This is a genomic window from Microbacterium sp. LMX7-1.2 (assembly GCF_040675935.1).
Classification (GTDB): domain Bacteria; phylum Actinomycetota; class Actinomycetes; order Actinomycetales; family Microbacteriaceae; genus Microbacterium.
On record NZ_JBEGIL010000001.1, the window covers coordinates 2,791,633 to 2,814,756 of the forward strand.

A 23,124-nucleotide genomic window follows, 5' to 3' on the forward strand; every position below is an offset into this window, starting at 1 on the left:
TGAACATCGAGCCGTCCGTCGGACGAGCGACTCGCATACGACCCCAGGAAGAGACCTGTGAGCCGTCACCGCCCTGCCCCTGATCAGGAGGGTCGATCTACCGACCCCTTCGTCTTCGTGCGAGGGGGTGAGTTCGGATGCTGGAGGCAGTGCTGACGCTGCTGCTCGGCGTGCTGCTGACGCTGGCGATCATCGCCGCGTGCGGGTTCTTCGTCGCGCAGGAGTTCGCCTACATGTCGGTCGACCGGTCGCGCATGGCGGCCCTCGCCGAGAAGGGCGACGCGCAGGCGGGACGTGTGCTCGCGATCACGAAGCGCACCTCCTTCATGCTGTCCGGCGCGCAGCTGGGCATCACCGTGACGGGCCTCCTCATCGGCTACGTCGCCGAGCCGCTGATCGGCGAGTCGATCGGCACCCTGCTCGGCGGGGTCGGCATCCCGCCCGCTGTCTCGGTGCTGATCGGCACGACCGGGGCGCTGCTGCTCGCCACGATCGTCACGATGATCTTCGGCGAGCTGTACCCGAAGAACCTGGCCATCGCGAGCCCCGAGCCGCTCGCCCGCGCCCTGGCCCTGCCCACCCGCATCTACCTCGCGGCGTTCGGGTGGCTCATCACGGTGTTCGACGTCGCCGCGAACGCGCTGCTGCGACTCGTGCGCATCGAGCCGCTCGAGGACGTCGACGAGAGCGCCACGGCGCGCGACCTCGAGGCCATCGTCGAGGAGTCCCGCGTGAGCGGCGACCTGCCCGACGACCTGTCGATCATCATCGACCGGATGCTGGACTTCCCCGAGCGCGACGTCGAGCACGCCATGGTCCCGCGCTCCAAGGTCGACACCGTCGCGCCGTCGACCACGGTCGCCGAGGTCCGCGAGCTCATGTCCACCGGCCACACCCGGTACCCGGTGATCGGCGACGAGGACATCCCGGTCGGCGTGGTCGAGCTCATCGACCTGTTGCGCCTCGCGCCGGCCGACGGCGCTCCGGTGTCCGACGTCATGCGCCCTCCCGTCATCCTGCCGACGTCCATGCGGCTGCCGCTCGCGCTCGACCGCATGCGCCAGACGCGCAACGAGCTCGCGTGCGTGGTCGACGAGTACGGCAACTTCGACGGCATCCTCACGATCGAGGACCTCACCGAGGAGGTCGTCGGCGAGATCGAGGACGAGCACGACCCGGATGCCGTGGTCGTGGCGGGCGGCGAGGACGGCTGGACCCTCGCCGGCGACGTGCACCTCGACGAGATCGAGCGCCTGATCGGGCGCGACTTCGCGCCCGACGACGACGCCGAGACGATCGCGGGACTCGTGGTGAGCGCGCACGGCGACCTGCCGCAGGCGGGCGACGTCGTGCGGATCGACCTGCCCGCGAAGGCGGCCGAGACCGTGCAGGGGATCGAGATCGACCGCTGGCTGGACGTGCGGATCGTCGAGGTCGCGCGTCACGTGCCGTCCGTCGTGCACATCGCCCTCGAGGAGTCGGGCGCGGATCCCGACACGGATGCCGAGCCCACGACGGAGGTGGCCCGATGAGCTGGTGGATGGTCACCCTGATCACGACGGCGCTGATCGTCGCGAGCGCGTTCTTCGTCATCGTCGAGTTCGCGCTGCTCGCCGCGCGACGGCACCGGCTGGAGGCGGAGGCCGACACGAGCGCCTCCGCCCGCTCGGCCCTGCGCGGTCTCAACGAGCTCACCGTCATGCTCGCGTTCGCGCAGCTGGGCATCACGGCGTGCACGTTCCTGCTCGGCGCGATCACCAAGCCCGCGATCGACTACGCGCTGTCGCCCGTGTTCGAGGCGTGGGGTCTGCCGTACATCGCGGCCGACATCATCGCGTTCATGCTCGCGCTCATCGTCGTCACGTTCCTGCACCTCGTGATCGGCGAGATGGCCCCGAAGTCGTGGGCGATCGCGCATCCCGAGACCGCGGCGAAGGCCACCAGCATCCTCGCCCGCGCCCTCACCTGGCCGCTGCGGCCGTTCCTGCTGTGGATCAACCGCATCGCGAACCGCCTCGTGAAGGCCTCGGGCGTCGAGCCGGTCGAGAAGGCCGCCGCCGGCGGTCAGGACGTCGACACGATCCGCGAGCTCGTGGCGCACTCGCGCGCCGCCGGCACCCTCGAGGTCGAGTACTCGGAGCCCATCGTTCGGGCCATCTCCCTGCAGTCGCTCACGGTTGGCGAGATCGTGCGGACGGATGCCCCGCCGACGGCCGTGCCTCTCACTGCGACCGTGCGCGACGTGCAGGCCGTGGCCGCCGAGTCGGGGCACCTCCGGATCCTCGTGGGGGAGGGGGCCGCGGCGCGCGTGGTGCACGTGCGCGACACGCTTCCGCTCGACGTCGCGACCCCGGTGGTGGAGATCGCCCGGCCCGTGACCACGGTCGCCCCGGGCGCCGGCGCGTACGACACGCTCAGCCGCATGCAGCGTGAGCACGTGCAGCTCGCCGCGGTCGTCGAGGGCGGGTCGCTCGTCGGCGTCGTGACCCTCGACGACCTGCTGCGCGAGCTGCTGCCGGCGACCGTGTGAGCGCCGCCGGCGGGGTCAGCCGATCAGGCCCCGCCGGTAGCGTCCGCTGCGGATCGCGAGGATCGTGCCGCCGATGAGCGCCGCGACGAGCGAGCCCGTGAGCACCCCGATCTTCACGTGCTCGTCGGCGACCGAAGCGCTTCCGAAGGCCAGCTCGCCGATCAGCAGCGACACCGTGAAGCCGATGCCCGCGACGAACGACATGCCGATCAGATCGGGCCAGCGCAGGCTCGGGTCGCGGCGCAGTGCCGGGATGCTCCCGACTCCGAGGGTCGTGAGCAGGATGCCGATGGGCTTGCCGAGCACGAGACCCAGCACGATGCCGAGCGTGATCGGGTCGGCGAACGCCGAGCGCAGACCGTCGATGCCCCCGAGGGGGACGCCGGCGGAGAAGAACGCGAAGACGGGCACGGCGAAGAGCGTGGCGACCACGCCCCAGCGGTCGGCCCAGTGCGGGGCGAGTCCCTCGCGCATGCGCTTCTCGCCCTGGCCCAGGATCACGTGCGCGCGGTCGTTCGGCCGCACCGGGACGGTGAACGCCAGCAGCACCCCGGCCACGGTCGCGTGCACACCCGAGGCGTGCACGAGAGCCCAGGTCGCGAGAGCCAGGGGCAGCAGGATCCACCAGGAGCGGATGCCGCGCTGCGCGGCGAATCCGAACCCGGCGAGCGGCAGCACGGCCAGCCCGAGCCAGAGCAGGCTGATGTCGTCGGTGTAGACGGTCGCGATGATCGTGATCGCGATGAGGTCGTCGACCACGGCGAGCGTGAGCAGGAACACCCGGAGCGCGGGCGGAAGGAAGCGTCCCACGACCGCGATCACGGCGACCGCGAAGGCGATGTCGGTCGCGGTGGGGATCGCCCAGCCCCGGGAGGCGTCCGCGGCTCCGCCCGCGGTGAGCAGCAGGAAGATCAGCGCGGGGGCGATGACGCCGCCGGCCGCCGCGGCGACCGGGAGCGCCGCGGCACGGGGGTCGCGCAGGCGCCCGGTCGTGAACTCCTCCTTCAGCTCGAGGCCGACGACGAAGAAGAAGATCGCCAGCAGGCCGTCGGCGGCCCAGGCGCCGACGCTGAGCTCGAGGTGCAGTTCGGGGATGCCGAACGTGAAGTCCCGCACGGCGCTGTACCAGCCGGACGCGGGGCTGTTGGCGAGGATCAGCGCCGCGACGGTCGCGGCGAGCAGCAGCACGCCGGCGGTGACGTCGCTGCGGACGGTGGAGCGGATGCCGCGCCACAGCTCATGCGGCGCGAGGGGGAGACGGGATGACGAATCGGATGGCGAAGACGATGACGAAGACACGGAGAGACCTCACGGTGAAGGGACGCGGGACGGGCTCGATCGCGCGCACCGGCGTCGGTGGCGCGTCAAGTGCCTGGCGGCGGGCAGCCTGCGATCTCGCCGTGCGACAGGGTGCCCCACACGCTCGTCCACCCGTTCGTCCCCGGGTGCATGACGACCTTCGTCCAGGACGCCATCGGCGTGGCCGACGGCAGCGACCGCGGCGCGCGCACGGCGCCGGAGATCGCGAGGGAGGGCATGGCACCAGACTACCGGGCGGGTCTGCGAGGGCGCTGGAGCGCTCGACGTGCTCCGGCTCTCTGTTCTCTCGCGGTCTTCTCGCGCGGGCTTCTCGCGCGGGCTTACCGCGCGGGCTTCTCGCGCGGTCAGTCGCGGTGTGCAGCCGTCCCGCGCTGTTCCGGGTCGTTCCGGATGAGGTCAGCGCGAGGTCGGCGGCAGCTTGTCGACCCCGTGCCGGGCGGGCTTGCCGGGTTCGGCGGCGGTGTCGGGGGAGGCGTTGCCCTCTCCGGCGGGGGCGTCGGTGCCGGGGTAATGCGGCTCCTCGATCTCGACGGCCTTGTCGCGCTCCTCGAGCGGGGGCAGGTGGTCCAGCGGCTGCTTGATGTCGTCGGGGTGGCTCATGGCGACAGCATCCGTCCGTGGGGGCGGGGAGGACAGGGGGTTGCCGAGGGTTCGTGCGTGTGCTTCGAATCGATACGATGGAGGCGAGCAAGGTTTGTAACTTCCCCTTGCATATTCCTCCCCATCCGCTTCCCCGCGATCCCCGAGAGCCGGTCCCCCGTGTCGCACGAGCAGTCCCCGCGGGCCGAGGCGTCGGCCACGCGGTACATCCTCCGTTCGCGACTGCTGCGCGGCGCGTTCCTGAGCCTCGTGATCTCGGGGATCGGCATGTCGATCACCGCCCCGCAGATCACCCTTTTCCTCGTCGAGGAGCTGCACTTCACCGACTCGCAGGCGGGACTCTACTTCCTCACCAATCTCGTGGCGCCGATCACCGGGTACATCGTCGGCTCGCTCTCCGACCGCATGGGATCGCGCCTGCTGGTGTTCCGCATCTCGGCGGTCGCGGGCTTCGTGGGGTGGGCGCTGATGGCGGTCGCGATGCAGGCGTGGATGCCGTTCGCGATCAACATGCTGCTGCTCAGTGCTGCCGGCGCCGGAGCCGCGCAGCTGCAGGCGGCCGTGCGCGATGAGCTCAACGCCTCGCCCACGCCGGCCGACAACAGCGTGATCGCCGTGATGCGCACGGCCATGGCGTTCGGGTGGGTCGTGGGGCCGGTGCTCGGCGCCGTGCTCGGCGCGGCCTTCGGGCTGCGACCGCTGCTCCTCCTCACAGGTGTCAGCATCCTGCTGTCGATCGTGCCGCTGATCGGGGTGCGGACGCCGCCCATGCGCGCCGACCGCTCCTCGCCGATCCGCTCGGCGGGCGACGATCCGGCCGAGCTGGGTGCGGCCGCACCCGCCGTCCCCTCGGGGGCGACCGTCGTCGCGGTGCGGCGGTCGATGGCGCCGCTGCTGCTGTTCACCGCGATCTACATCCTCATCATGTGCGGCGAGACCGTGAAGCTCGCCTACCTTCCGCTCTACATGGACCGCACCCTGGGTATGGATGCGGGGCTCCGCGGCGCGGTCATCGGCCTGCAGCCGCTCATCGAGCTGCCGCTCATGCTGTTCGCCGCGAAGCTCGCGGACCGGTTCGGGGTCACCCGCGTGCTGCTCGGCGGCGCGGTGATGGCGGTCGGTGCGCACGTCGCGTACGCGTCGGCGGATGCGGTCGCGCAGCCTATCGTGCTGCTGGTGCTCGGTCAGCTGCTCATGGCGGGAGTCATCGCGACGTTCGGGGTGCTCGGCATCACGGTGGCGCAGCGGCTACTCCCGGAGCGCATCGGCACGGCATCCAGCGTCTTCCTCAGCTCCTACGCGCTCAACGCCGCCCTCGGCGGGTTCCTCGGCAGTGTGGGGGCGGCGTGGCTCGGGATGCCGCATCTCTTCTGGATCCCCGCCGGCATCGCCGCGCTCGGCGCCGTGTCGCTCGTCGTGCTGAGCGCCCTCGTGCCGCTCGGGTCGCCGGGGCGGGGCGCACGGGCGGAGTGACGCGGGAGGCTTTGGGTACGAACGTACGCATACCGGTATGATCGGGTCATGACCGACCACTTCGCAGGCGACCCCCGCACGAACCGGGAGCGGATGCTCGCGGGCGACGCGGCCGGGGGCGACGCGGCCGCCGGCACGCGCAGCGGCCGCAAGAACGACCCTGAGCGGCGGGATCGGATCATCGCCGCGTGCCTCGACGTGATCGCCGAGTCCGGAGTCGCGGGGGCGTCGCACCGTCGCATCGCGGACGCTGCCGGGGTGCCGCTCGGATCGATGACCTACCACTTCGACGGGATCGACGAGCTGCTGCACGAGACCTTCACCCGGTTCTCGCACACCGTGAGTGAGCGCTTCGAGCAGCGCATGGCCGCCGCGACCGACCTCGAGTCGGCACGCGCCGCGGTCGTCGCGATCATCCACGAGGACGTGTTCGGCGACGGTCGCGAGCTGGTCCTCTCGCACGAGCTGTACACGCTCGCCGCACGCAAGCCCGCGTACCGCGCTCTCACGACCGCGTGGATGCGACGCAGCCGCACGGCCCTCGAGCGACACTTCGACCCCGAGACCGCGCGACTGCTGGATGCCATGATCGAAGGTGTGTCGATCCACCGCGCGCTCGACGAGGAGCCCCGCGATCCGGACGAGGTCGCCGAGGCCGTCGCGCGCATCACTGCGGCCAGGTAGTCGGGAGAGGTCTCTGCAGTGGATGTCGGCGGAAGACTGGACGCAGATAAAATAGTATGTAAAATACTATTTGATTCGCAACGCGATCGAAGGACGATGATGACCACAGTTCTGTACACGGGAGGCACCGGCCGGATGGGCCGGGTGATCCGCGAGGGCCTCGCCGGACGTTACGACCGGGTCGTCCTGTTCGCGCGCCACGCACCCGAGGAGGCGCTGTACGCGGGGGAGGAGGTCGCGATCGGCGACCTCGCCGACCTCGAGGCGCTGACGGCGGCCGCACAGGGCGTCGACGTCATCGTGCACCTGGGCGGCATCGCCGACGAGTCGACGTACGAGAGCATCCGCGACTCCAACATCGACGGCACCCAGCACGTGTACGAGGCCGCGCGCCGAGCCGGGGTGCGCCGCGTCGTGTACGCCAGCTCGAACCACGTCGTCGGCTTCCACGACGCGAGCACGGTGCTCGACGAGAGCGCCCCGCTGCGGCCCGACACGTTCTACGGCGTCTCCAAGGCCTTCGGAGAGGCGCTCGCCAGCCTGTACCACGACAAGTGGGGCATCGAATCGGTGCTCCTGCGCATCGGCACCTTCCGCCCGGAACCCGAGGACGTGCGCCAGCTCGCCCTGTGGCTCAGCTGGCGCGACGGCATCGAGCTGGTCCGCTGCGCGATCGAGAACGGCTCGGTCGGCTGCCAGGTCGTCTACGGATGCTCCGCCAACACCGGTTCCTGGTGGAACGGCACCGCCGGTTGGGCCGCGATCGGCTACGTGCCGCAGGACGACGCCGCCGACCACGCGGGCGGTGTCGACGCCGATGCGCCGACGCCCCGCCACCACGGCGGCGCATTCACGGCCGCGGACTACGAGGGAGGCATCTGGTGAACACCGAGAACGCCCGGAACGCCGACGTCCTCATCACGACGGCCTTCCTCGCCCCCGGAGACGAGGTCGACCTGCTCCTGCGCGATGCGGGACTCACGACCAGGCACGAGCCGGAGCTCGACGCCCTCCCCGCAGACGAACGCGAGGCCGCCCTCGCTGGAGTGCGCGCGATCATCGCCGGCACGCGCCCCCTGGGAGCGGACGACCTGGCCGCGGCCGCACAGCTGCAGGTCGTCGTACGCACGGGCGTCGGCTACGACAGCGTCGACGTCGACGCGGCCACCCGGCTCGGTCTCCCCGTGTGCATCACCGCGGGAGCCAACCGCCAGGCCGTCGCCGAGCACGTCTTCGCCCTCATGCTCGCCTCGGCGCGACGCATCCCCGAGAACATCCGCAACCTCGCCGACGGGCGCTGGAACCAGCTCACGGGACGGGAGCTGCGCGGGGCGACCCTCGGCATCCTCGGTCTCGGCTCGATCGGCAAGGCGGTCGCGACGATCGCCCGCGGCTTCGGAATGCGCGTCGCGGCCTACGACCCCTACTTCGACGAGGAGTTCGCCGCGGCGAACGGCATCCGCCGGGCGACCCTCGACGAGGTGCTCGCGGAGTCGGACTTCGTGACCCTGCACCTGTTCCTCGACGACACCACACGCAACCTGATGGATGCCGACCGTCTCGCGCTCATGAAGGACGACGCGGTCCTCATCAACACCGCCCGCGGCGGGATCATCGACGAGGACGCCCTCGTGGATGCTGTGCGGCGCGGTGTCATCGGCGGCGCGGCGCTCGACGTGTTCGCGCAGGAGCCGCTGCCGGCGTCCAGCCCGCTGCTGCACACTCCGGGCATCCTCGCGACCACTCACGTCGCTGGGGCGACCCGCGAAGCGCGTGGGGAGTCCGGACGCATCGCCGCCGCCACCGTGATCGCCGTGCTCGGCGGGGGAGAGCCGCAGTTCGTGGTGAACCCCGAGCACCGCGCCGCGGCGACGCAGGAGGTGACGGCGTGATCTCGCTGTACAGCGGACTGGTGGTGAAGCAGGCGCTCGAGGAGACCGTGATCCCCGCATTCGAGGAGGCGACGGGAGAGCGCGTCGAGACGACGTTCGAGCCGACCACCGTGCTGCTCGACCGCATCGCGGCCGGCGCGCGACCCGACCTGCTCCTGGGCGTCTCGGCCTCGGTCCGCGAGCTCGCGGAGGACGGCGTGCTCGACCCGCGGCAGGTGGCCGACATCGCGGTGTCGGCGGTCGGCTTCGCGCGGCTCCCCGAGAGCGCGGCACCCGTCGACGACGGGGAGGCCGCCTTCCTCGACTATCTGCGTGCGGCGCCGGCCGTCGCCTACACGCTGAGCGGCGCGAGCGGGCTGCATTTCATGTCGCTGCTGCGCGAGCGCGGGCTGCTCGACGAGATCGACGAGAGAGCCGTGCGATTCCCCTCGGGGCTCACGGCGGAGGCCGTCGTGGACGGCCGTGCGACCGTCGCGATCCAGCAGATCAGCGAGCTGCGCTCCGTGCCCGGCCCTCACATCGTGGCCCCGCTGCCGGACGCCCTGCAGTCCTACGGTCGCTTCGCGATCGGCGTGCGGGCCGAGGCGCCGGCCGCGTCGGTCTTCGCCGAGAGCCTGCTGCAGCCTGCCGCCCGTCGCGCGTTCGCGGCCATCGGCCTCAGCGCCCCCTGAGCGGCATCCCCTCACCCGACATCCCCTCACCCGGAAGAAGAGGAACATGAGAAAAGTCATTGTCGACACCGACACGGGCGTCGACGACGCTCTGGCCCTGATGCTGCTGGCCGCGGACCCCGAGGTCGAGATCCTCGCCGCGATCAGCGTCTTCGGGAACTGCGAGAGCGAGCGCGCAGCCGACAACGCACGCTACGTGCTCGACACGTGCGGACGCTCCGACGTGCCCGTCTACCGCGGCGCCGCGGTGCCCCTCGAACAGGACCTGCAGCTCAACCCCGGGGTGCACGGCGAAGACGGCTTCGGCAACACCGGCCTGCGTCCCGCCGTCTCCGTTCCCGCCGAGCCGGACGGCGTGCAGGTCATCCTCGACCTCGTCGAGGCGCATGACGGCGAGATCGACTACATCGCACTGGGTCCGCAGACCAACCTGGCGCTCGCTCTCCATCGCGAGCCGCGCCTGCTGCAGCGCCTGCGCAGCGTCACGATCGTGGGAACGCTCGGCCCCGCGCTGTACCACGACACCGAGCCGTGGGCCGATCGCCGGTTCCGCGTCTCCCGCGACCCCAACGTGTCGTTCGATCCCGACGCCACGCAGGAGGTGGCGCGGCACGAAGGAGACGTCACGTGGTGCGGCCCCTACGTCACCCGTCAGGCGCTCGTGCCCGAGCAGTTCTTCCTCGACATCGCCGCGGAGACCGGTTCGCCCGCCGCGCAGCTGATCACGGCGATCAGCGCCGACTACGCCGGCTTCTACACGCGCTCCTACGAGCAGCCCGACGACCGGCGGATCATGGGCATCAACGACAGCCTCGCGGTTGCGACCCTGCTTCGTCCCGAGCTCGTGGCCGCCTCGGTGGAGCGTCCGCTGCAGACGTTCGAGGACCCGGCGACCGGCGACCGCTACCTCGCCGGCGTGCATCCGGTGCGCGGCGAGACCCGGCCGCTGCATCGCGTGATCGTCGACATGGACTTCGACGGCGTGCTCGACCTCATCGGCGACACCCTCCGCCGTCCGCTGCCCTGGACCTGAACCCCCCACCCACACCCGCACACCCGACACCCGAACACCCCACTCTCACGGGGTAGAGCGAAGGAGCTCGAATGAGCATCGATGAAGAAGCAGTGACGACGACGGCACCGCAGCAGTTGAAGGGCAAGGCCAGCAAGACCGAGCGCCGCAACCTCCGCGCGCTGAGCTGGGGGCACGCACTCGAATGGTACGACTGGGCCATCTTCGGATTGCTCTCGGTCTACCTCGGCGCGGCGTTCTTCCCGTCCGACAACCCGCTCGCCTCGACGCTCAACGCGCTCGCGGTCTTCGCGGTGGGGTTCGTCGCCCGTCCGCTCGGCGGCGTCGTGTTCGGGTTCGTGGCCGACCGCTTCGGCCGACGCAAGATCATGATCTTCGCGATCGGCGCCGTCGCGCTGGGGAGCTTTGTGATCGGCGTGCTCCCCGACTATCAGACGATCGGCGTCGCCGCCCCGATCATCGTCGTGGCGGCACGTCTGCTGCAGGGGCTCTCCGCGGGCGTCGAGGCGCCCCTCGGAACCGCGTACGCGCTCGAGCTGGTGCCCAACCGGCCCGGCTACGTCGCCGGGTTCTTCGCGTTCTTCAACAACCTCGGCAACCTGCTCGCGCCGCTGTCGATCTTCGCCATCAGCTCGCTCCTCGGCCCCGCGGTTCTCGCGGAGTACGGCTGGCGCATCCCGTTCCTGATCGGCGGTGTGTTCGGCCTGCTCGTGCTGTGGCTGCGCCGCACGCTGCCCGAGACGCTGAACACCGAGGCCATCCGCACGGTCGGCGCGGTGCCCACCCCGGAGAACTCCGTGTGGCGCGAGGTGCGCAAGTACTGGCTGAGCGTGCTCGCGGCGATCTTCATCGTCGGCGCGATCCAGGCGTACAACTACACGTGGATCGCCGGACTCCCGAACCTCGCGAACGGCACGTTCGGCGAGGACCCCACCGCGGTGTTCGCCATCACGACCGGCATGGGGATCTTCCTCACCCTGGGCGCGCTGGCGCTCAGCCGCATCCTCGACCGGTTCCCGATGTCGCGCTGGTTCGTGGTCGCCCGACTGCTCGCCATCCCGACGATCTTCCTCGCCCTGCTCTACTCGCAGCCCGGCGTCGGGACGCTCGCCGGCGTGATGTTCGGCGGCGCGATCGTGCTGCTGCTCAACATGACGATCTTCGTGGTGGTCTCGAACTCCCTTCTGCCCCAGCACATCCGCGGCACGGCTCTCGGTCTCGGCTACGGCCTCGGAGTGGCGATCTTCGGCGGTACGGCCTCCTACCTGCTGCTGTGGCTGCAGAGCCTGGGGCTGATGTGGGTCTTCCCGATCTACATCGCGACCCTGTGCGCCGTGAGCGTCGTGCTGTACGTGCTCGCCAAGCGGCGCAACGGCCTCTTCGTGGGCAAGTGACCGCCTGATGGACCTCTGGCGCGAGATCGTCGGCTGGGTGGGGAGCGCCCTCCTGATCACTTCGCTGATGCAGCCGACGATCTCGCGCCTGCGGTGGGTGAACCTCGGCGCGTCGTCGCTGCTGATGGCCTACAACCTGCTGCTCGGCTCCGCCCCGATGGTCGCGCTCAACGTGACGCTGATCGCGATCAACTGCGTGTACCTGTTCCGGGGCGCCCGTGCCGCTCGCGCGGCGCGGGATGCCCTGCCGGCGGACGCGGACCAGACCCCCACTCCCGACCCTGCGGAAGAAGCGTCAGACCGGCAGACGAGCCGGTAGGGCCCGAAAGAGAGAATGCACATGGAACGACTGATCATCGACACCGATCCCGGGATCGACGACGCGGGAGCGCTGTTCTGGGCGCTCGCCTCGGACGCCTTCCAGATCGAGGCGCTGACCACGGTCTTCGGCAACGTCCCCGTCGAGACGGCGACGATCAACGCGCGCAAGATCGCGACGCTCGCCGGTCGCCCCGACCTGCCGATCTGGAGCGGCGCCGCGCGGCCCCTCGTCGGCGAGCCGCACTTCGCGGAGCACATCCACCGCCCGGGAGGCGTGGGCTACTGGGAGTACCCCGATCCCGATCCGGATGCGGTGGTCCCGTCCGACGCCGTGCTGCGCATGATCGACGCGGTCATGTCGTCGCCCGGGGAGATCACGATCATGGCGCTCGCACCGCTCACGAACGTCGCCCTGGCGATCAAGCTGGAGCCCAGGTTCGCGCAGTCGGTGCGCCGCATCATCTACATGGGAGGAGCTGCGCTCACCTGGGGCAACGTCACGCCCGTCGCGAGCGCGAACATCTACAACGACCCCGAGGCCGCCGAGATCGTCGTGAAGTCGGGTGCCCCGCTCACCCAGGTCGGACTCGACGTGTCGCGGAGCTTCGCCCTCAGCCCCGCTCACATCGCGACGCTGTGGGAGTCGGGGTCGCCGATGGGACGCGCGCTGTGCGAGATGATCGGCTACCCGGACCGCCATGACGATCCTGACGAGATGCCCGAGTGGAAGGCCGAGGGCATGCACCTGAACGACGTGCCGTGCGTCGCATACGCCCTGAACCCGGACTGGTTCACGGTGCGCCGTCTGCGTGTCGACATCGAGCTGCACGGCGAGCACACCCGCGGGCAGACGGTCGTGCAGATGATCGACCGCTGGAAGGGCGAGCCCAACGTCGACGTGCTGTTCGACATCGATGCTGCGGCAGTCGCCGACGCGCTGACGGCGGCGGTCACGGCGCACCGCTGACCGGCGGAGACAGGAGCGGCGGGTGAGGATTCCTCACCCGCCGCTTCGCGTGCGCTGGCGTCGGTCGCAGGCTCAGTCGGCGGGGCGCAGCGCCTCGGCCTCGACCGGCGTGAGCGGCCGGGTGGGCAGGCCCCGCAGCAGCAGGAACAGCTTCGCCGTCTCCTCGAGCTCCTCGAGCGCGTCCATCGCCGCCGACAGTGAGGCGCCGGCGACGACGGGTCCGTGGTTCCGCAGCAGCAGCGCGATGTGCGTACGCGCGGTCTCCTCGGCCACGGCCTCGAGCGCGTCGTCGCCCGGTGCGTGGTACGGCAGCAGCGGCAGGCGTCCGACCCGCATCGCGAAGTAGGCGGTGAGGGGCGGGAGCGCATCGGCATGGTCGACGTCGCGCAGGCACGACACGGCTGCGGCGTGGGTGGAGTGCGTGTGCACGACGGCACGCGCCGAGGGGCGGGCGCGCAGCACGGCTGCGTGCAGGAACGCCTCTTTCGAGGGACGGGGTCCGGCCAGGTGAGCACCTCGATCGTCGATCAGCGAGAGGTCGTCCTCGGTGACGGTGCCGAGGCTCGAGCCGGTCGGCGTCACGAGGATGCCGTCGCCCGTGCGCAGCGACACGTTGCCCGTGCTGCCGTGCGTGAGACCGCGATCGAACAGCGACCGCGCGGCGCGGATCACGGCGGCCCGTTCCTCGTTCATGCGCCGCCTGCGCGCTCGACGACGTCGGCAGAGGACTTCACGAGCAGGTCGACCTCGCCGAAATTGCCGGACTTGAGGAGCAGACGGATGCCGTCGGCGGCATGGATCCACGGCACGCCACGGGCGGCCTCCGCGCCGATCTCTCCGGCATCCACACCGAGGGCGGCGACCACGGCGCCCGAGGTCTCGCCGCCGGCGGTGACGAAGCGTCTCACTCCGCGCTCGCGGAGGCCCTGGGCCACGCGCGAGAGCGCGGCCTCGAGGATCGCCGCGGACTCCGCGACGCCGAGCCGCTCCTGCACCTCGTGCAGCTGTGCCGGCGGGAGGGAGGCGTAGACGAGAGCCGCACTGTCGGGTCTGGAGTCCGAATCCAGGGCGTCGTACCAGGCGAGCGCCTCGGCGGCGAGGCGGTCCGGGTCCTGCTCTCGGAGGGCGTCGAGGCGGAACGCGGGGCGCCCCGCGTCGAGCATGGCGTCGATCTGCTCGAGAGTGCGCTGCGAGCACGACCCCGCGAGCACGACCGCGCGGCCCGTGGCGGTCGGTGCGGCCGTGGACGTGTCGTCGCCGCCGCGCTGCTCGGCGACGACGCGGGCGAGCGCGCCCGCGAACCCGGCTGCGCCTCCCCACAGGGGATCGGATGCCGCGGACCGGGCGATCGTGACGAGGTCGTCGTCGGCGATGGCATCCGGGAGCACGTAGCGGACGTCGGACGTGAGGGCGGAGACGGCGTCGCGCAGGGCGTCGGGGCCGCGGCGCACGACGTCGAGCGCGACAGCGGCGCTCGCCGGGGCGGGGAGCTGCCGATCCAGCAGCCGCACGAGGTCGGAGTCGCGCATCGGGGTGAGCGGGTGGTCGCGCATGGGCGACTCGGCGAGAGGCGTGCCGTGCACCAGCAGCTGTCCGGCGTCGACCGTGCGCCCGTGCTCGGGGGAGCTCGGCGTCGTCACGACGCGCTCCGCGCCCACGAGCGCGGCGAGAGCGTCGAGCACCGGCCCGATGTTCCCCTCCGCGGTGGAGTCGAAGGTCGAGCAGTACTTGAGGTACAGCTGCGTCGCACCCGCCGCGCGGAGCGCCTCGGCCGCCGAGAGCGACTGCGCCACGGCATCCGCCGCGGGGATCGTGCGCGTCTTGAGGGCCACGACCGCGACGTCCCAGGAGGTGTCGATCGCGCCGGGCGACGGCGCCCCGAAGACGATCCCGGTGCGCAGTCCCTGGCGACGGCACGCGACGGCCACGTCGGTGCCGCCCGTGACGTCGTCGGCGATGATGCCGATCATCGGGCGTCCTCCTTCGGCGTGAGCCGGTCGCGCAGGGCGACCGCGGAGCTGGCGGGGCCGGACAGCACCGGGCGGTCCACGGCGGCGCTGAGCGAGGGACCCGCGGGTGCGAGCGAGTACTGGGCGAGGAGGATCGCATCCACGTCCGCGGCGAGGGGGCGGCAGGCGTCGACGAGAGCCGTCACCAGCGCGTCGGGGTCCTGGGCCTTGGTCGCCGCCATGGCCGCGGGCACGGCGACGCCCGTCACCGCCGTGGTCGCGCCGGACTGCGACAGCGCCTGCCGCAGGCGGTCGACCGAGTCCTGCATCGCCCCGTGGAAGGAGGCGACCACGAGCACGCGCCCGTAGCCGGCATCCGCGATCTCGGCGAACGCGGCCTCGTCGGGGGCGAGCACGGGAGCGTCTCGACTCACCTCGGAGACCACGGGTCCGTACAGCGAGCAGGTGAGCAGCACGCCGTCCGCACCCTCGGCGAGAGCGTGATCGATCAGGCGCGTCATGCGGGCGCGGAGCGCGTCGTCCAGGCCGCCGCGTGCATCGGCGTCGCCGAGCAGCCGGTCGTCGAGGATGTTCCACACCTCGGCGTCGGGGTACAGCTCGGCGAGCGCGGCGGTGGCGGGACCGATCGCGGCGGTGACGGCGCTGATCAGGGCGATGCGCGGGGGAGTGGTCATGCGGCGAGGCCCTTCATCCAGTCGAGACCGCTCACGGTGTCGGTGAGCGGCTGGTACTCGCAGCCGATCCAGCCGTCGTAGCCGGAGTCGGCGATCGTCGCGAAGATCCGGTCGAACGCGATCTCCCCGGTGCCGGGTTCGTGGCGTCCGGGCGGGTCGGCGATCTGGATGTGCGCGATCTGCTCGCGGTGCGCGAGGTAGGTCGTGATCAGGTCGCCCTCGTCGATCTGCGCGTGGTAGAAGTCCATGAGCAGGCCGACGGCATCCCGACCGACCGCGTCGACCACCGCGGCGGCCTGAGCCTGGGTGTCGAGCACGAAGCCCGGGGCGTCGCGCTTGTTCTGCGGCTCGAGCAGCAGGCGGATGCCGGTGCCCCTGGCCTGTTCCGCGGCCCAGCCGATGTTCTCCTGGTAGAGGGCGAACGCCCGCTCGCGCTCCACGCCGTCGGGGACGATGCCGGCCACCACGTGCAGGAACGGGGCGTCGAGCGCCGTCGCATAGCGGAGACCCTCGAGCACGCCCTCGCGGAACGACTCCTCCGCGCCGGGCACGCAGGCGAGTCCCTGACGCGTCGGCGATCCGGCCGGGCCCATGGGGGTGTTGATCAGGACCTGCGCGAGGCCGGCCTGCCGCAGCAGCTCGGCGAGGCGCTCGGGGGCGTACGCGTACGGCGCGGGGAACTCGACGCCGCGGAAGCCGGCGCGGGCCGCGGCGTCGAAACGCTCCTCGAAGGGGTGCTCCGTGAACAGCCACTTGAGGTTGGCGTCGAATCGCAGGGCGGTCATGATCTCTCCTCGAGGCGGGCGGTCAGTGCGCGGACGGGCGGGCGGCGGTCAGGCGGTCGGCGGTCGGGCGGTCCGGGTCAGCGGATGCTCCGGTCGGCCTCGCCCTGCACCCCGTCGGCGAAGAACCCGATGCGGGCGGTCTGCGCGGCGAGTCGCACGGCCTCTGCGCCGTCGAGGCCCAGGGCGACGTCGTGACCGGGGATGAGCAGTCCGTCGGTGTCGCGGATCAGCGAGCGGAGTCGGTCGACGCTCGCGCGGCTGGCGTCGGCGTCCATGGTCGAGTCGACCCGCAGGGTATTGAGCTCGAACACGTTCTTCACGGCGTCCCCGGCGAAGACGTGCGAGCGGTCGGCGGCCTCCACGTGGAATGCGAGGTGTCCGGGCGTGTGGCCCGGGCTCGCGATCGCGGTGATGCCGGGAAGCACCTCCTGGCCGTCGCGCATGCGCTCGACGCCCTCGGTGCGACGCTGCAGCTCCTGCACGTGCAGGTCGGGGACGAACGGCGTGCCGGGCGGCTGCGTCGCCGCCCAGGCCATCTCATCCTCGCCGACCCAGGTGGTGGCGTTCGGGTACATCGTGAAGTTCCCGACGTGATCCCAGTGCAGGTGCGTCACGAGGACGTCGGTGATGTCGGCGGTCGTGAGTCCGAGTTCGGCGAGGCCCGCGTGGATCAGGGGGATGTACGCGGGCGGGCCGGCGTCGACGAGCACCCGGCGTTCTTCGTCCTGCAGAAGCCAGAGGCTGCTCCATCCGAACGCCCCGTGCGAGGATGACTTCCCCGGGAAGCCGTCGACGAGCGAGTGCAGCGTGTACATGGCTCGATTCTCTCCCTTCGCGCGGGGGAGGTGAGCTGTCGTCGTCGACCCTCGCGGTACTCAATACTATCGACAATAGTATTGCACAGACAGAGGGAGTGGACCCCAGGTGTTCCGGCTCGGGCACTCCGGCTCGGGCACTCCGGCTCAGGGATCCAGCAGGCGTCCGGCTGCGCCTTCGATGTGCTCCCGCATCCGCTCGCGCGTGCCCTCCACGTCATGGGCGCGGATCGCGTCGAGGATCGCGCGGTGCTCGGGAGCTGCCCACTTCGCTCCGGTGCGTCCGAGCTTGGAGAACAGTCGGAAGCGCTGGATCTGCCCGGCGAGCGTGTCGTAGGCGGTGGCGAGGAACGGGTTGCCGGCGTGCGCGGCGATCAGGCGGTGGAAGCGGTCGTCCGATCGCCAGTAGATCCGGAAGCCCTCCGTCTCGCGATCGGCGTGATCGATCGACGACTCGAAGTCCGTCACGGTCTCCTCGAGGCTTGTGACGAACGCCTCGGTCGCGCGGGCGGTGGCCTCCGCCGCGAGGTGCGGTTCGATGAGCAGGCGGGCGTCGCGCAGCTGCCGCACCTCGGTGAGGCTCATCATCGGGGCGACGCGGTAGCCGCGCAGCGCCTCGCGGTGCACGAGCCCGGTGTGCTCGAGGCGGGCCAGTGCTTCGCGCAGCGGGGTCGGGCTGACGTTCAGCTCGCGGGAGAGGGCTCCGATGTTCAGGGGCTCTCCGGCTCCGCGGATGCCGTCCATGAACTGTCCGAGCAGGACCTCGTACATCTGGTCCGCGACGGGCGTGCGTGCACCGCTCTCTGCCACCATTGCCTCCTCCGGGCGCGCGGCCCACGACCCATTCTGACCCATGGTGGCGGCGTGACCGTGGAGTGGGGCGTCGCGAGCGGGGTCGCTGCGAGCAGGATGCCGGTGTTCAGGACTCGATCGCGCGCATCAGGGCGTCGTGCTCCGTGCCGCTGAACTCCACCACCCGACCGCGTGTGACGCGGTACATGCCGAACTCGGCGACGTTGACGTGCCGCCTGGTCGGTGCGATGCCGCGGTAGACGCCCGAGTGCGTGCCGCCGCCGCGCAGGTGCGCGGCGATGCGGTCGTCCTCGACGACCAGCTGGATGCGCCGCCACTGCCAGTCCGGGAACCCATGGAACAGATCGGCGAGGTCGTCGATCCAGGCGTCGGCTCCCGCGGGGAGGTGGGCTCGGCGCACGTGCGGGTCGAGCAGTTCGCGCACGTCGTCGAGGTCGTGCCGGTTGCATGCGTCGAGGTAGTCCTCGAACCAGCTGCGCAGCTCCCACGGTTCCGTCACCCCTCGATCCTCGCATCGACGGCGATCCATCGGGATAGTTGCACTTTGGCAACCAATAGATGTATAGTTGACACTTATCAACTTTCTAGACGGAGCTCTCCTACAGTGACAATCCCCTCATCCACCTCCACCGAGACCACGCGCTCGGCCCGCGAGGTCTTCACCGCGATCTCGGGCCTCGTCGTCGGCATGTTCGTCGCCGTGCTCTCCGGCACCGTCGTGTCGACCTCGATGCCCGTCATCATCGCCGACCTCGGCGGCACCCAGTCCCAGTACACCTGGGTCATCACCGCGAGCCTCCTGGCCACCGCGGTCTCCACTCCCATCTGGGGCAAGCTCGCCGACCTCGTCGACCGCAAGATCCTCGTGCAGATCTCGCTCATCCTCTTCACGGTGGGCACCGTGATCGCCGGCTTCTCCACCGACACGAACATGCTCATCGCGGTCCGCGTCATCCAGGGCATCGGCGTCGGCGGACTCATGTCCCTCGTGATGATCGCGGTCGCCCTCATCATCTCCCCGCGCGAGCGCGGCAAGTACATGGGCGTCGTCGGCGGCATCATGGCCCTCGGCACGATCGGCGGACCGCTGCTCGGCGGTCTCCTCACCGACGTGTGGGGCTGGCGCTCCAACTTCTTCGTCGGCGTGCCGTTCGCGATCCTCGCGCTCGTGCTGCTGCAGTTCACGCTGCACCTGCCGAAGCCCCAGCGCGACACCAAGGTCTCGATCGACTACTTCGGCATCGTGCTCCTCGCGGTCGGCGTCTCCACGCTCCTCATCTGGGTCTCCATGGGCGGCAGCCAGTTCGACTGGGACTCCTCCACGAGCATCATGCTCGCGGTCATCGCGGGCGTCGCGCTCGCCGCGTTCATCACGGTCGAGTTCTTCGTCAAGGAGCCCATCGTCCCGATGTCGCTCTTCCGCAACCGCACGTTCACGCTCTCGGTCATCGCCTCGATCGCGATCGGCGTCTCGATGTTCGCGACCTCGGTGTTCCTCGCCCAGTACTTCCAGCTCGCGCGCGGCGCCACGCCGACCGAGTCCGGCCTCATGACGATCCCGATGATCATCGGGCAGATGGGCGCGTCGATCATCATCGGCCAGCTCGTGAGCCGCTTCGGCAAGTGGAAGGGGTGGATGCTGACCGGAGCGGTACTCACCGCGGTCGGCGTCTCGCTCATGGCGACCCTGCGCTACGACACCCCGTTCGGCCTCGTCGCGACCTACATGTTCGTGCTCGGCGCGGGCCTCGGCATGGTCATGCAGAACCTCACGCTCATCGTGCAGAACGACACCGCGCCGCAGCAGCTGGGCGCCGCTTCGTCGAACGTCAACTTCTTCCGCACGATCGCCGGCACCATCGGCGTCACGATCATGGGGTCGCTGCTGTCGTCGAGCGTCGCCACCTACGTGAAGGACGGCCTCGAAGGCTTCGCGCCCACGACGCAGGACGAGATCGACGCCCTCCAGCACCTCGGCTCGGGCGACGTGCCGAAGGTGGGGCAGCTGCCCGACAGCATCCGCGCGATCGTCGAAGGCGCCTACGGGCACGGCATCGCGGACGCCTTCATCATCGCGATCCCGCTCGCGGTCATCGCGGTCATCGCGATCGCGTTCATCCGCAACAAGCCGCTGTCGACCAAGAACGCGGCGGAGCAGATGCGCGACCAGGTCGAGGAGTCGGTCATCGAGGTGTCCGAGGCCGAGGTCGGCGCCTCGACCGGAGTCATCCGGATCTCGGGCCTCGCGGAGGGATCCGCGACGCCGACGACGTCACCCACCACCGCGCCCGTCACGGTTCTCGAGCGCGAGGACGACCGGGAGTCGAAGGGCTGACATGAGCGCCCCGGACGCTCCGGCGACCCTCACGGTGGAGTCCGCCCCCGAGGCGGACTCCACCCCGGATGTGGAGACCGCGATCGGCGACCTCCAGACTCACCTCAACCTCATCTTCGCGAGGACCCGGACGCTCTGGAGGGAGTCCGCGGCCCGCATCGCCCCGGACCTCCAGGTGGGCGGCTACAAGCTGCTCACGTTCATCGAGCGGGCGGGTACGGCCAGCGCGCACGAGCTCGCGGAGCGGTTCGAGATGGACAAGTCGGTCATCAGCCGGCAGGTGCGGATGCTGGAGGAGCTCGGTCTGCTGGAGTCCCGGCCGGACGAGCGGGACGGTCGGCTGCGCGTGCTCAGCGCGACGCCGACCGCTCGGGAGGCCCTCTCCGAGCTGCGCCGCGACCACAGCGTGCGTCTGCACACCGTGATGGCGGAGCTGTCGTCCGAGGAGATCCGCGCCGCGTCGAAGGTGTTCCGGCTGCTGTCCGAGGTCTGACGGGCGGCGGCCGAGATCCCGGTTCCCCGTATGCTGGCGAGCATGAGCGCCGCCGACGATCCCGCCGACGATTCCGCCGACCTCGATGACGCGGTGCACCGGGTCGAGCACGAACTCGGACGCCTGTTCGCGCGCATCCGGGTGGGATGGCGCGAGGCGGCGATCACGGTGCACCCCGACCTTCAACCACTCGGCTATCAGGTGCTCACGTCGATCGCGTCGGGAGCTGCCACCTCGGCGGGCGCGATCATCGATCGCCTGCAGACCGACAAGTCGGCCGTGAGCCGTCACGTGCGCCAGCTCGAGCAGCTCGGGCTCATCGAGAGCGTGCCCGATGCGGTCGACCGCCGGGCGCGTGTGCTCGTGGCGACGCCGCTCGCTCAGGAGCGCATCGCGATCGCCCGGTCCCGGTACGAGGCGCGGCTCGGCGAACGGGTGCGCGGCTGGTCGGCGGAGGACCTCGACCGGTTCGTCGCTCTGCTCGGCGACCTCAGCAGGGATCGCGGCAGCGACGGCGAATCCTGAGTGGGAATACTGCGCGTGCCGACCGGCTTGCCTTTCTCGTGAGTCTTTTCGAATCGGCCGTCTTCGGCGCTCTTCCGCTCTCCAACCGCGTCGTGATGGCGCCCCTGACGCGTACGCGCGCGGACGACGAGGGCGTGCCCACCGAGACCATGGCCGAGTACTACCGCCAGCGTGCGGGGCAGGGACTCATCATCACGGAGGGCACCTGGCCCGCCGCCGAGGGCAAGTCGTATCCCGGCCAGCCCGGCATCGTGACGCCGGCGCAGATCGAGGGCTGGCGGCGCATCGCGGACGCCGTGCACGAGGCCGGCGGCACGATCGTGATGCAGCTCATGCACGGCGGACGCGTCGGGCACCCGGAGATCTCGGGGGAGCCGCGCGTGGTCGCACCGAGCGCGCTCGCCGCCCCCGGCGAGACGCACACCCCCGTCGGCAAGGCGCAGATGCCCGTCGCGCATGCGCTCACGCTCGAGGAGATCCCGATGGTGGTGGAGCAGTTCGCGCTGGCGGCGCGGAATGCGATCGCCGCGGGGCTCGATGGGGTCGAGGTGCACGGTGCGAACGGGTACCTCGTGCACGAGTTCCTGTCGCCCGTGTCGAACGTCCGCGACGATGCCTATGGAGGCTCGCCGGACAACCGCGCGCGCTTCGCGATCGAGGTGAGCCGGGCGGTCGCCGCGGCGGTCGGGGCCGATCGCACCGGCATCCGCCTGTCTCCGCAGCACAACATCCAGGGCGTTCTCGAAGAGGATGATGCCGACGCGCTCGCGACCTATCTCGCGGTCGCGGAGGGCCTCGCACCGCTCGGGCTGGCGTTCGTCGATGTGCTGAGCGCCGATCCGACGACCGACCTCGTGCAGGGCATCCGCCGCGCGTCCCGTGCACCGTTCATCGTGAACACGGGCTTCTCGGTGCCGACGACCCTCGAGGCCGCGGACGAGCTCGTCGCCGGCGGGTGGGCGGATGCCGTCGCCGCGGGGCGTCCCGTGATCGCCAACCCCGACCTGGTCGCGCGCTGGCGCGAGGAGGCGGAGCTCAACGAGCCGCGCCCGGCGCTGTTCTACGGTCGCACCGCCGAGGGGTACACCGATTACCCGTCGTTGGAGGCCGCGCGCGCCGACGCCTGATCTGACGGCGCGGCGAGCACCCCGCTCACGGCGACGATGTGCCCGCCCTTGCGCTCCGCGCGCTCGACACCGGGAGGGTCGGCGGCATCGTGTTCGAGCATGCGCCATGGCCGCGCGGTGATGTCCGATCCTCCCGCGGCGCACGCGAGACGCGCGAGAGGCGACAGGAACCGCCATCGGCCCTGGGGCGGCTGCATGTCCACGATGACGGCGCGGGCTCCGACACGGAGCAAGGCCTTCGCGCGCAGCCACGCCTCTCCCCGCTCCGGGATGACGCTGAGGGCATAGGTCGTCAGGAAAGCGTCGGCGACACGGTCCCCGCCCCCGCGCGCGGCGCCGATCACCGCGGCGACATCGTCGGGGCGCAGCGTCGTCGCGTCCCTCTGCAGAAGGCGGACCCGATCCTGCCAGCCGCTCTCCTCCACGCGTCGGGCCGCCATCGCGAGCATCTGCGGACTGCGGTCGACGCCGATCACCAGTCCGTCCGGGCCGACGGCCGAGACCAGACCCGAGAAGTTCAGACCGGTGCCGCATCCGAGGTCGATCACGATGTCACCGGCGCGCGCGCCCAGCAGCTCGAGCCCGGCACGGCGTCCGGCCGCGTAGACCCACCGTTCGCCCGACAGGATGTCATACCAGCGTGCGCCGGCGGTGTACCGCGCGAATCGTGCCATCGTCGCCCTCCGATCGCGTCCACTCTAG

26 protein-coding genes are annotated in these 23,124 nt (G+C 70.9%); 15 read left to right on the forward strand and 11 right to left on the reverse strand.

Annotation, left to right across the window (positions count from 1 at the left end):
- Positions 1 to 137 precede the first annotated feature (137 nt).
- The gene (locus MRBLMX7_RS13660; protein ID WP_363369261.1) at positions 138 to 1,532 is read left to right on the forward strand and encodes a hemolysin family protein; all 1,395 of its coding nucleotides are present in this window, start codon (positions 138 to 140) and stop codon (positions 1,530 to 1,532) included.
- On the forward strand, positions 1,529 to 2,530 hold the full coding sequence (locus MRBLMX7_RS13665) for a hemolysin family protein (protein WP_363369263.1): 1,002 nt from the start codon (positions 1,529 to 1,531) through the stop codon (positions 2,528 to 2,530). Before MRBLMX7_RS13660 ends, MRBLMX7_RS13665 begins: the two co-directional genes overlap by 4 nt.
- Positions 2,531 to 2,545: 15 nt before the next feature.
- Here the strand turns inward: MRBLMX7_RS13665 and nhaA are convergent, their stop codons facing one another.
- From nhaA to MRBLMX7_RS13680, 3 genes are all read right to left on the reverse strand, one after another.
- Entirely contained in the window at positions 2,546 to 3,829 is a 1,284-nt protein-coding gene (nhaA, locus tag MRBLMX7_RS13670; protein ID WP_363369265.1) for a Na+/H+ antiporter NhaA, read from the reverse strand.
- 65 nt (positions 3,830 to 3,894) lie between these two features.
- Complete coding sequence (locus tag MRBLMX7_RS13675; protein ID WP_363369267.1) at positions 3,895 to 4,068, reverse strand: hypothetical protein; 174 nt, start codon at positions 4,066 to 4,068, stop codon at positions 3,895 to 3,897.
- 178 nt (positions 4,069 to 4,246) lie between these two features.
- Positions 4,247 to 4,450, reverse strand: a complete 204-nt coding sequence (locus MRBLMX7_RS13680) for a hypothetical protein (RefSeq protein WP_363369268.1) — start codon at positions 4,448 to 4,450, stop codon at positions 4,247 to 4,249.
- A gap of 159 nt (positions 4,451 to 4,609) precedes the next feature.
- On the opposite strand from MRBLMX7_RS13680, the gene MRBLMX7_RS13685 reads away from it, so the two are divergent.
- From MRBLMX7_RS13685 to MRBLMX7_RS13725, 9 genes are all read left to right on the forward strand, one after another.
- Positions 4,610 to 5,923 (forward strand): MFS transporter, encoded by a 1,314-nt coding sequence (locus MRBLMX7_RS13685; protein WP_363369270.1) that lies wholly within the window; start codon positions 4,610 to 4,612, stop codon positions 5,921 to 5,923.
- A gap of 93 nt (positions 5,924 to 6,016) precedes the next feature.
- The gene (locus MRBLMX7_RS13690) at positions 6,017 to 6,607 is read left to right on the forward strand and encodes a TetR/AcrR family transcriptional regulator (RefSeq protein WP_363370939.1); all 591 of its coding nucleotides are present in this window, start codon (positions 6,017 to 6,019) and stop codon (positions 6,605 to 6,607) included.
- A 99-nt stretch (positions 6,608 to 6,706) separates the two neighbouring features.
- Complete coding sequence (locus MRBLMX7_RS13695) at positions 6,707 to 7,492, forward strand: NAD-dependent epimerase/dehydratase family protein (protein ID WP_363369272.1); 786 nt, start codon at positions 6,707 to 6,709, stop codon at positions 7,490 to 7,492.
- Complete coding sequence (locus tag MRBLMX7_RS13700; protein WP_363369274.1) at positions 7,489 to 8,499, forward strand: phosphoglycerate dehydrogenase; 1,011 nt, start codon at positions 7,489 to 7,491, stop codon at positions 8,497 to 8,499. The genes MRBLMX7_RS13695 and MRBLMX7_RS13700 overlap by 4 nt, the downstream gene beginning before the upstream one ends.
- On the forward strand, positions 8,496 to 9,170 hold the full coding sequence (locus MRBLMX7_RS13705) for a substrate-binding domain-containing protein (RefSeq protein ID WP_363369276.1): 675 nt from the start codon (positions 8,496 to 8,498) through the stop codon (positions 9,168 to 9,170). Before MRBLMX7_RS13700 ends, MRBLMX7_RS13705 begins: the two co-directional genes overlap by 4 nt.
- A 46-nt stretch (positions 9,171 to 9,216) precedes the next feature.
- The gene (locus MRBLMX7_RS13710; RefSeq protein ID WP_363369278.1) at positions 9,217 to 10,203 is read left to right on the forward strand and encodes a nucleoside hydrolase; all 987 of its coding nucleotides are present in this window, start codon (positions 9,217 to 9,219) and stop codon (positions 10,201 to 10,203) included.
- Between the two features lie 71 nt (positions 10,204 to 10,274).
- Positions 10,275 to 11,597 (forward strand): MFS transporter, encoded by a 1,323-nt coding sequence (locus MRBLMX7_RS13715; protein WP_363369279.1) that lies wholly within the window; start codon positions 10,275 to 10,277, stop codon positions 11,595 to 11,597.
- 7 nt (positions 11,598 to 11,604) lie between these two features.
- Positions 11,605 to 11,916: a hypothetical protein gene (locus tag MRBLMX7_RS13720; RefSeq protein ID WP_363369281.1), complete on the forward strand. Its 312-nt coding sequence runs from the start codon at positions 11,605 to 11,607 to the stop codon at positions 11,914 to 11,916.
- 21 nt (positions 11,917 to 11,937) lie between these two features.
- Complete coding sequence (locus MRBLMX7_RS13725) at positions 11,938 to 12,885, forward strand: nucleoside hydrolase (protein WP_363369283.1); 948 nt, start codon at positions 11,938 to 11,940, stop codon at positions 12,883 to 12,885.
- A gap of 72 nt (positions 12,886 to 12,957) precedes the next feature.
- Here MRBLMX7_RS13725 and otnC read toward each other — a convergent pair whose 3' ends face one another.
- The 7 genes from otnC to MRBLMX7_RS13760 form a co-directional block, all read right to left on the reverse strand.
- Entirely contained in the window at positions 12,958 to 13,578 is a 621-nt protein-coding gene (gene otnC, locus MRBLMX7_RS13730) for a 3-oxo-tetronate 4-phosphate decarboxylase (protein ID WP_363369285.1), read from the reverse strand.
- Positions 13,575 to 14,855, reverse strand: a complete 1,281-nt coding sequence (gene otnK / locus MRBLMX7_RS13735) for a 3-oxo-tetronate kinase (RefSeq protein WP_363369287.1) — start codon at positions 14,853 to 14,855, stop codon at positions 13,575 to 13,577. Before otnK ends, otnC begins: the two co-directional genes overlap by 4 nt.
- Complete coding sequence (locus MRBLMX7_RS13740; protein ID WP_363369289.1) at positions 14,852 to 15,529, reverse strand: aspartate/glutamate racemase family protein; 678 nt, start codon at positions 15,527 to 15,529, stop codon at positions 14,852 to 14,854. The genes otnK and MRBLMX7_RS13740 overlap by 4 nt, the downstream gene beginning before the upstream one ends.
- Positions 15,526 to 16,314, reverse strand: coding sequence for a hydroxypyruvate isomerase family protein (locus tag MRBLMX7_RS13745; RefSeq protein WP_363369290.1), 789 nt, complete (start codon positions 16,312 to 16,314; stop codon positions 15,526 to 15,528). Before MRBLMX7_RS13745 ends, MRBLMX7_RS13740 begins: the two co-directional genes overlap by 4 nt.
- Before the next feature lie 77 nt (positions 16,315 to 16,391).
- Entirely contained in the window at positions 16,392 to 17,129 is a 738-nt protein-coding gene (locus MRBLMX7_RS13750; protein ID WP_363369292.1) for an MBL fold metallo-hydrolase, read from the reverse strand.
- Positions 17,130 to 17,276: 147 nt separating this feature from the next.
- Positions 17,277 to 17,939, reverse strand: coding sequence for a GntR family transcriptional regulator (locus MRBLMX7_RS13755; RefSeq protein ID WP_235556727.1), 663 nt, complete (start codon positions 17,937 to 17,939; stop codon positions 17,277 to 17,279).
- 109 nt (positions 17,940 to 18,048) lie between these two features.
- Complete coding sequence (locus tag MRBLMX7_RS13760; protein ID WP_363369295.1) at positions 18,049 to 18,441, reverse strand: ester cyclase; 393 nt, start codon at positions 18,439 to 18,441, stop codon at positions 18,049 to 18,051.
- A gap of 105 nt (positions 18,442 to 18,546) precedes the next feature.
- On the opposite strand from MRBLMX7_RS13760, the gene MRBLMX7_RS13765 reads away from it, so the two are divergent.
- Genes MRBLMX7_RS13765 through MRBLMX7_RS13780 form a run of 4 tightly spaced genes read left to right on the forward strand, consistent with a single transcriptional unit; the run spans position 18,547 to position 22,422 of the window.
- Positions 18,547 to 20,277: a DHA2 family efflux MFS transporter permease subunit gene (locus tag MRBLMX7_RS13765; RefSeq protein WP_363369297.1), complete on the forward strand. Its 1,731-nt coding sequence runs from the start codon at positions 18,547 to 18,549 to the stop codon at positions 20,275 to 20,277.
- Between the two features lies 1 nt (position 20,278).
- The gene (locus MRBLMX7_RS13770) at positions 20,279 to 20,770 is read left to right on the forward strand and encodes a MarR family winged helix-turn-helix transcriptional regulator (RefSeq protein ID WP_363369299.1); all 492 of its coding nucleotides are present in this window, start codon (positions 20,279 to 20,281) and stop codon (positions 20,768 to 20,770) included.
- A gap of 42 nt (positions 20,771 to 20,812) precedes the next feature.
- Positions 20,813 to 21,295, forward strand: a complete 483-nt coding sequence (locus MRBLMX7_RS13775; protein ID WP_363369301.1) for a MarR family winged helix-turn-helix transcriptional regulator — start codon at positions 20,813 to 20,815, stop codon at positions 21,293 to 21,295.
- Between the two features lie 38 nt (positions 21,296 to 21,333).
- Complete coding sequence (locus MRBLMX7_RS13780) at positions 21,334 to 22,422, forward strand: alkene reductase (RefSeq protein WP_363369303.1); 1,089 nt, start codon at positions 21,334 to 21,336, stop codon at positions 22,420 to 22,422.
- Here MRBLMX7_RS13780 and MRBLMX7_RS13785 read toward each other — a convergent pair.
- Positions 22,386 to 23,096 carry a class I SAM-dependent methyltransferase gene (locus tag MRBLMX7_RS13785; RefSeq protein WP_363369304.1) on the reverse strand — a complete coding sequence of 237 codons (711 nt, stop codon included), beginning with the start codon at positions 23,094 to 23,096 and terminating at the stop codon, positions 22,386 to 22,388. The genes MRBLMX7_RS13780 and MRBLMX7_RS13785 overlap by 37 nt on opposite strands.
- Positions 23,097 to 23,124: the final 28 nt, after the last annotated feature.

Coding starts and splice junctions, on each gene's coding strand:
- MRBLMX7_RS13785 (WP_363369304.1), bottom strand. CDS start 23,096: ATGGCACGATTCGCGCGGTACACCGCCGGCGCACGCTGGTATGACATC.
- MRBLMX7_RS13770 (WP_363369299.1), top strand. CDS start 20,279: ATGAGCGCCCCGGACGCTCCGGCGACCCTCACGGTGGAGTCCGCCCCC.
- MRBLMX7_RS13665 (WP_363369263.1), top strand. CDS start 1,529: ATGAGCTGGTGGATGGTCACCCTGATCACGACGGCGCTGATCGTCGCG.
- MRBLMX7_RS13710 (WP_363369278.1), top strand. CDS start 9,217: ATGAGAAAAGTCATTGTCGACACCGACACGGGCGTCGACGACGCTCTG.
- MRBLMX7_RS13690 (WP_363370939.1), top strand. CDS start 6,017: ATGCTCGCGGGCGACGCGGCCGGGGGCGACGCGGCCGCCGGCACGCGC.
- MRBLMX7_RS13720 (WP_363369281.1), top strand. CDS start 11,605: ATGGACCTCTGGCGCGAGATCGTCGGCTGGGTGGGGAGCGCCCTCCTG.
- MRBLMX7_RS13715 (WP_363369279.1), top strand. CDS start 10,275: ATGAGCATCGATGAAGAAGCAGTGACGACGACGGCACCGCAGCAGTTG.
- MRBLMX7_RS13750 (WP_363369292.1), bottom strand. CDS start 17,129: ATGTACACGCTGCACTCGCTCGTCGACGGCTTCCCGGGGAAGTCATCC.
- MRBLMX7_RS13775 (WP_363369301.1), top strand. CDS start 20,813: ATGAGCGCCGCCGACGATCCCGCCGACGATTCCGCCGACCTCGATGAC.
- MRBLMX7_RS13695 (WP_363369272.1), top strand. CDS start 6,707: ATGACCACAGTTCTGTACACGGGAGGCACCGGCCGGATGGGCCGGGTG.
- otnC (WP_363369285.1), bottom strand. CDS start 13,578: ATGAACGAGGAACGGGCCGCCGTGATCCGCGCCGCGCGGTCGCTGTTC.
- MRBLMX7_RS13740 (WP_363369289.1), bottom strand. CDS start 15,529: ATGACCACTCCCCCGCGCATCGCCCTGATCAGCGCCGTCACCGCCGCG.
- MRBLMX7_RS13660 (WP_363369261.1), top strand. CDS start 138: ATGCTGGAGGCAGTGCTGACGCTGCTGCTCGGCGTGCTGCTGACGCTG.
- MRBLMX7_RS13745 (WP_363369290.1), bottom strand. CDS start 16,314: ATGACCGCCCTGCGATTCGACGCCAACCTCAAGTGGCTGTTCACGGAG.
- MRBLMX7_RS13675 (WP_363369267.1), bottom strand. CDS start 4,068: ATGCCCTCCCTCGCGATCTCCGGCGCCGTGCGCGCGCCGCGGTCGCTG.
- otnK (WP_363369287.1), bottom strand. CDS start 14,855: ATGATCGGCATCATCGCCGACGACGTCACGGGCGGCACCGACGTGGCC.
- MRBLMX7_RS13680 (WP_363369268.1), bottom strand. CDS start 4,450: ATGAGCCACCCCGACGACATCAAGCAGCCGCTGGACCACCTGCCCCCG.
- MRBLMX7_RS13725 (WP_363369283.1), top strand. CDS start 11,938: ATGGAACGACTGATCATCGACACCGATCCCGGGATCGACGACGCGGGA.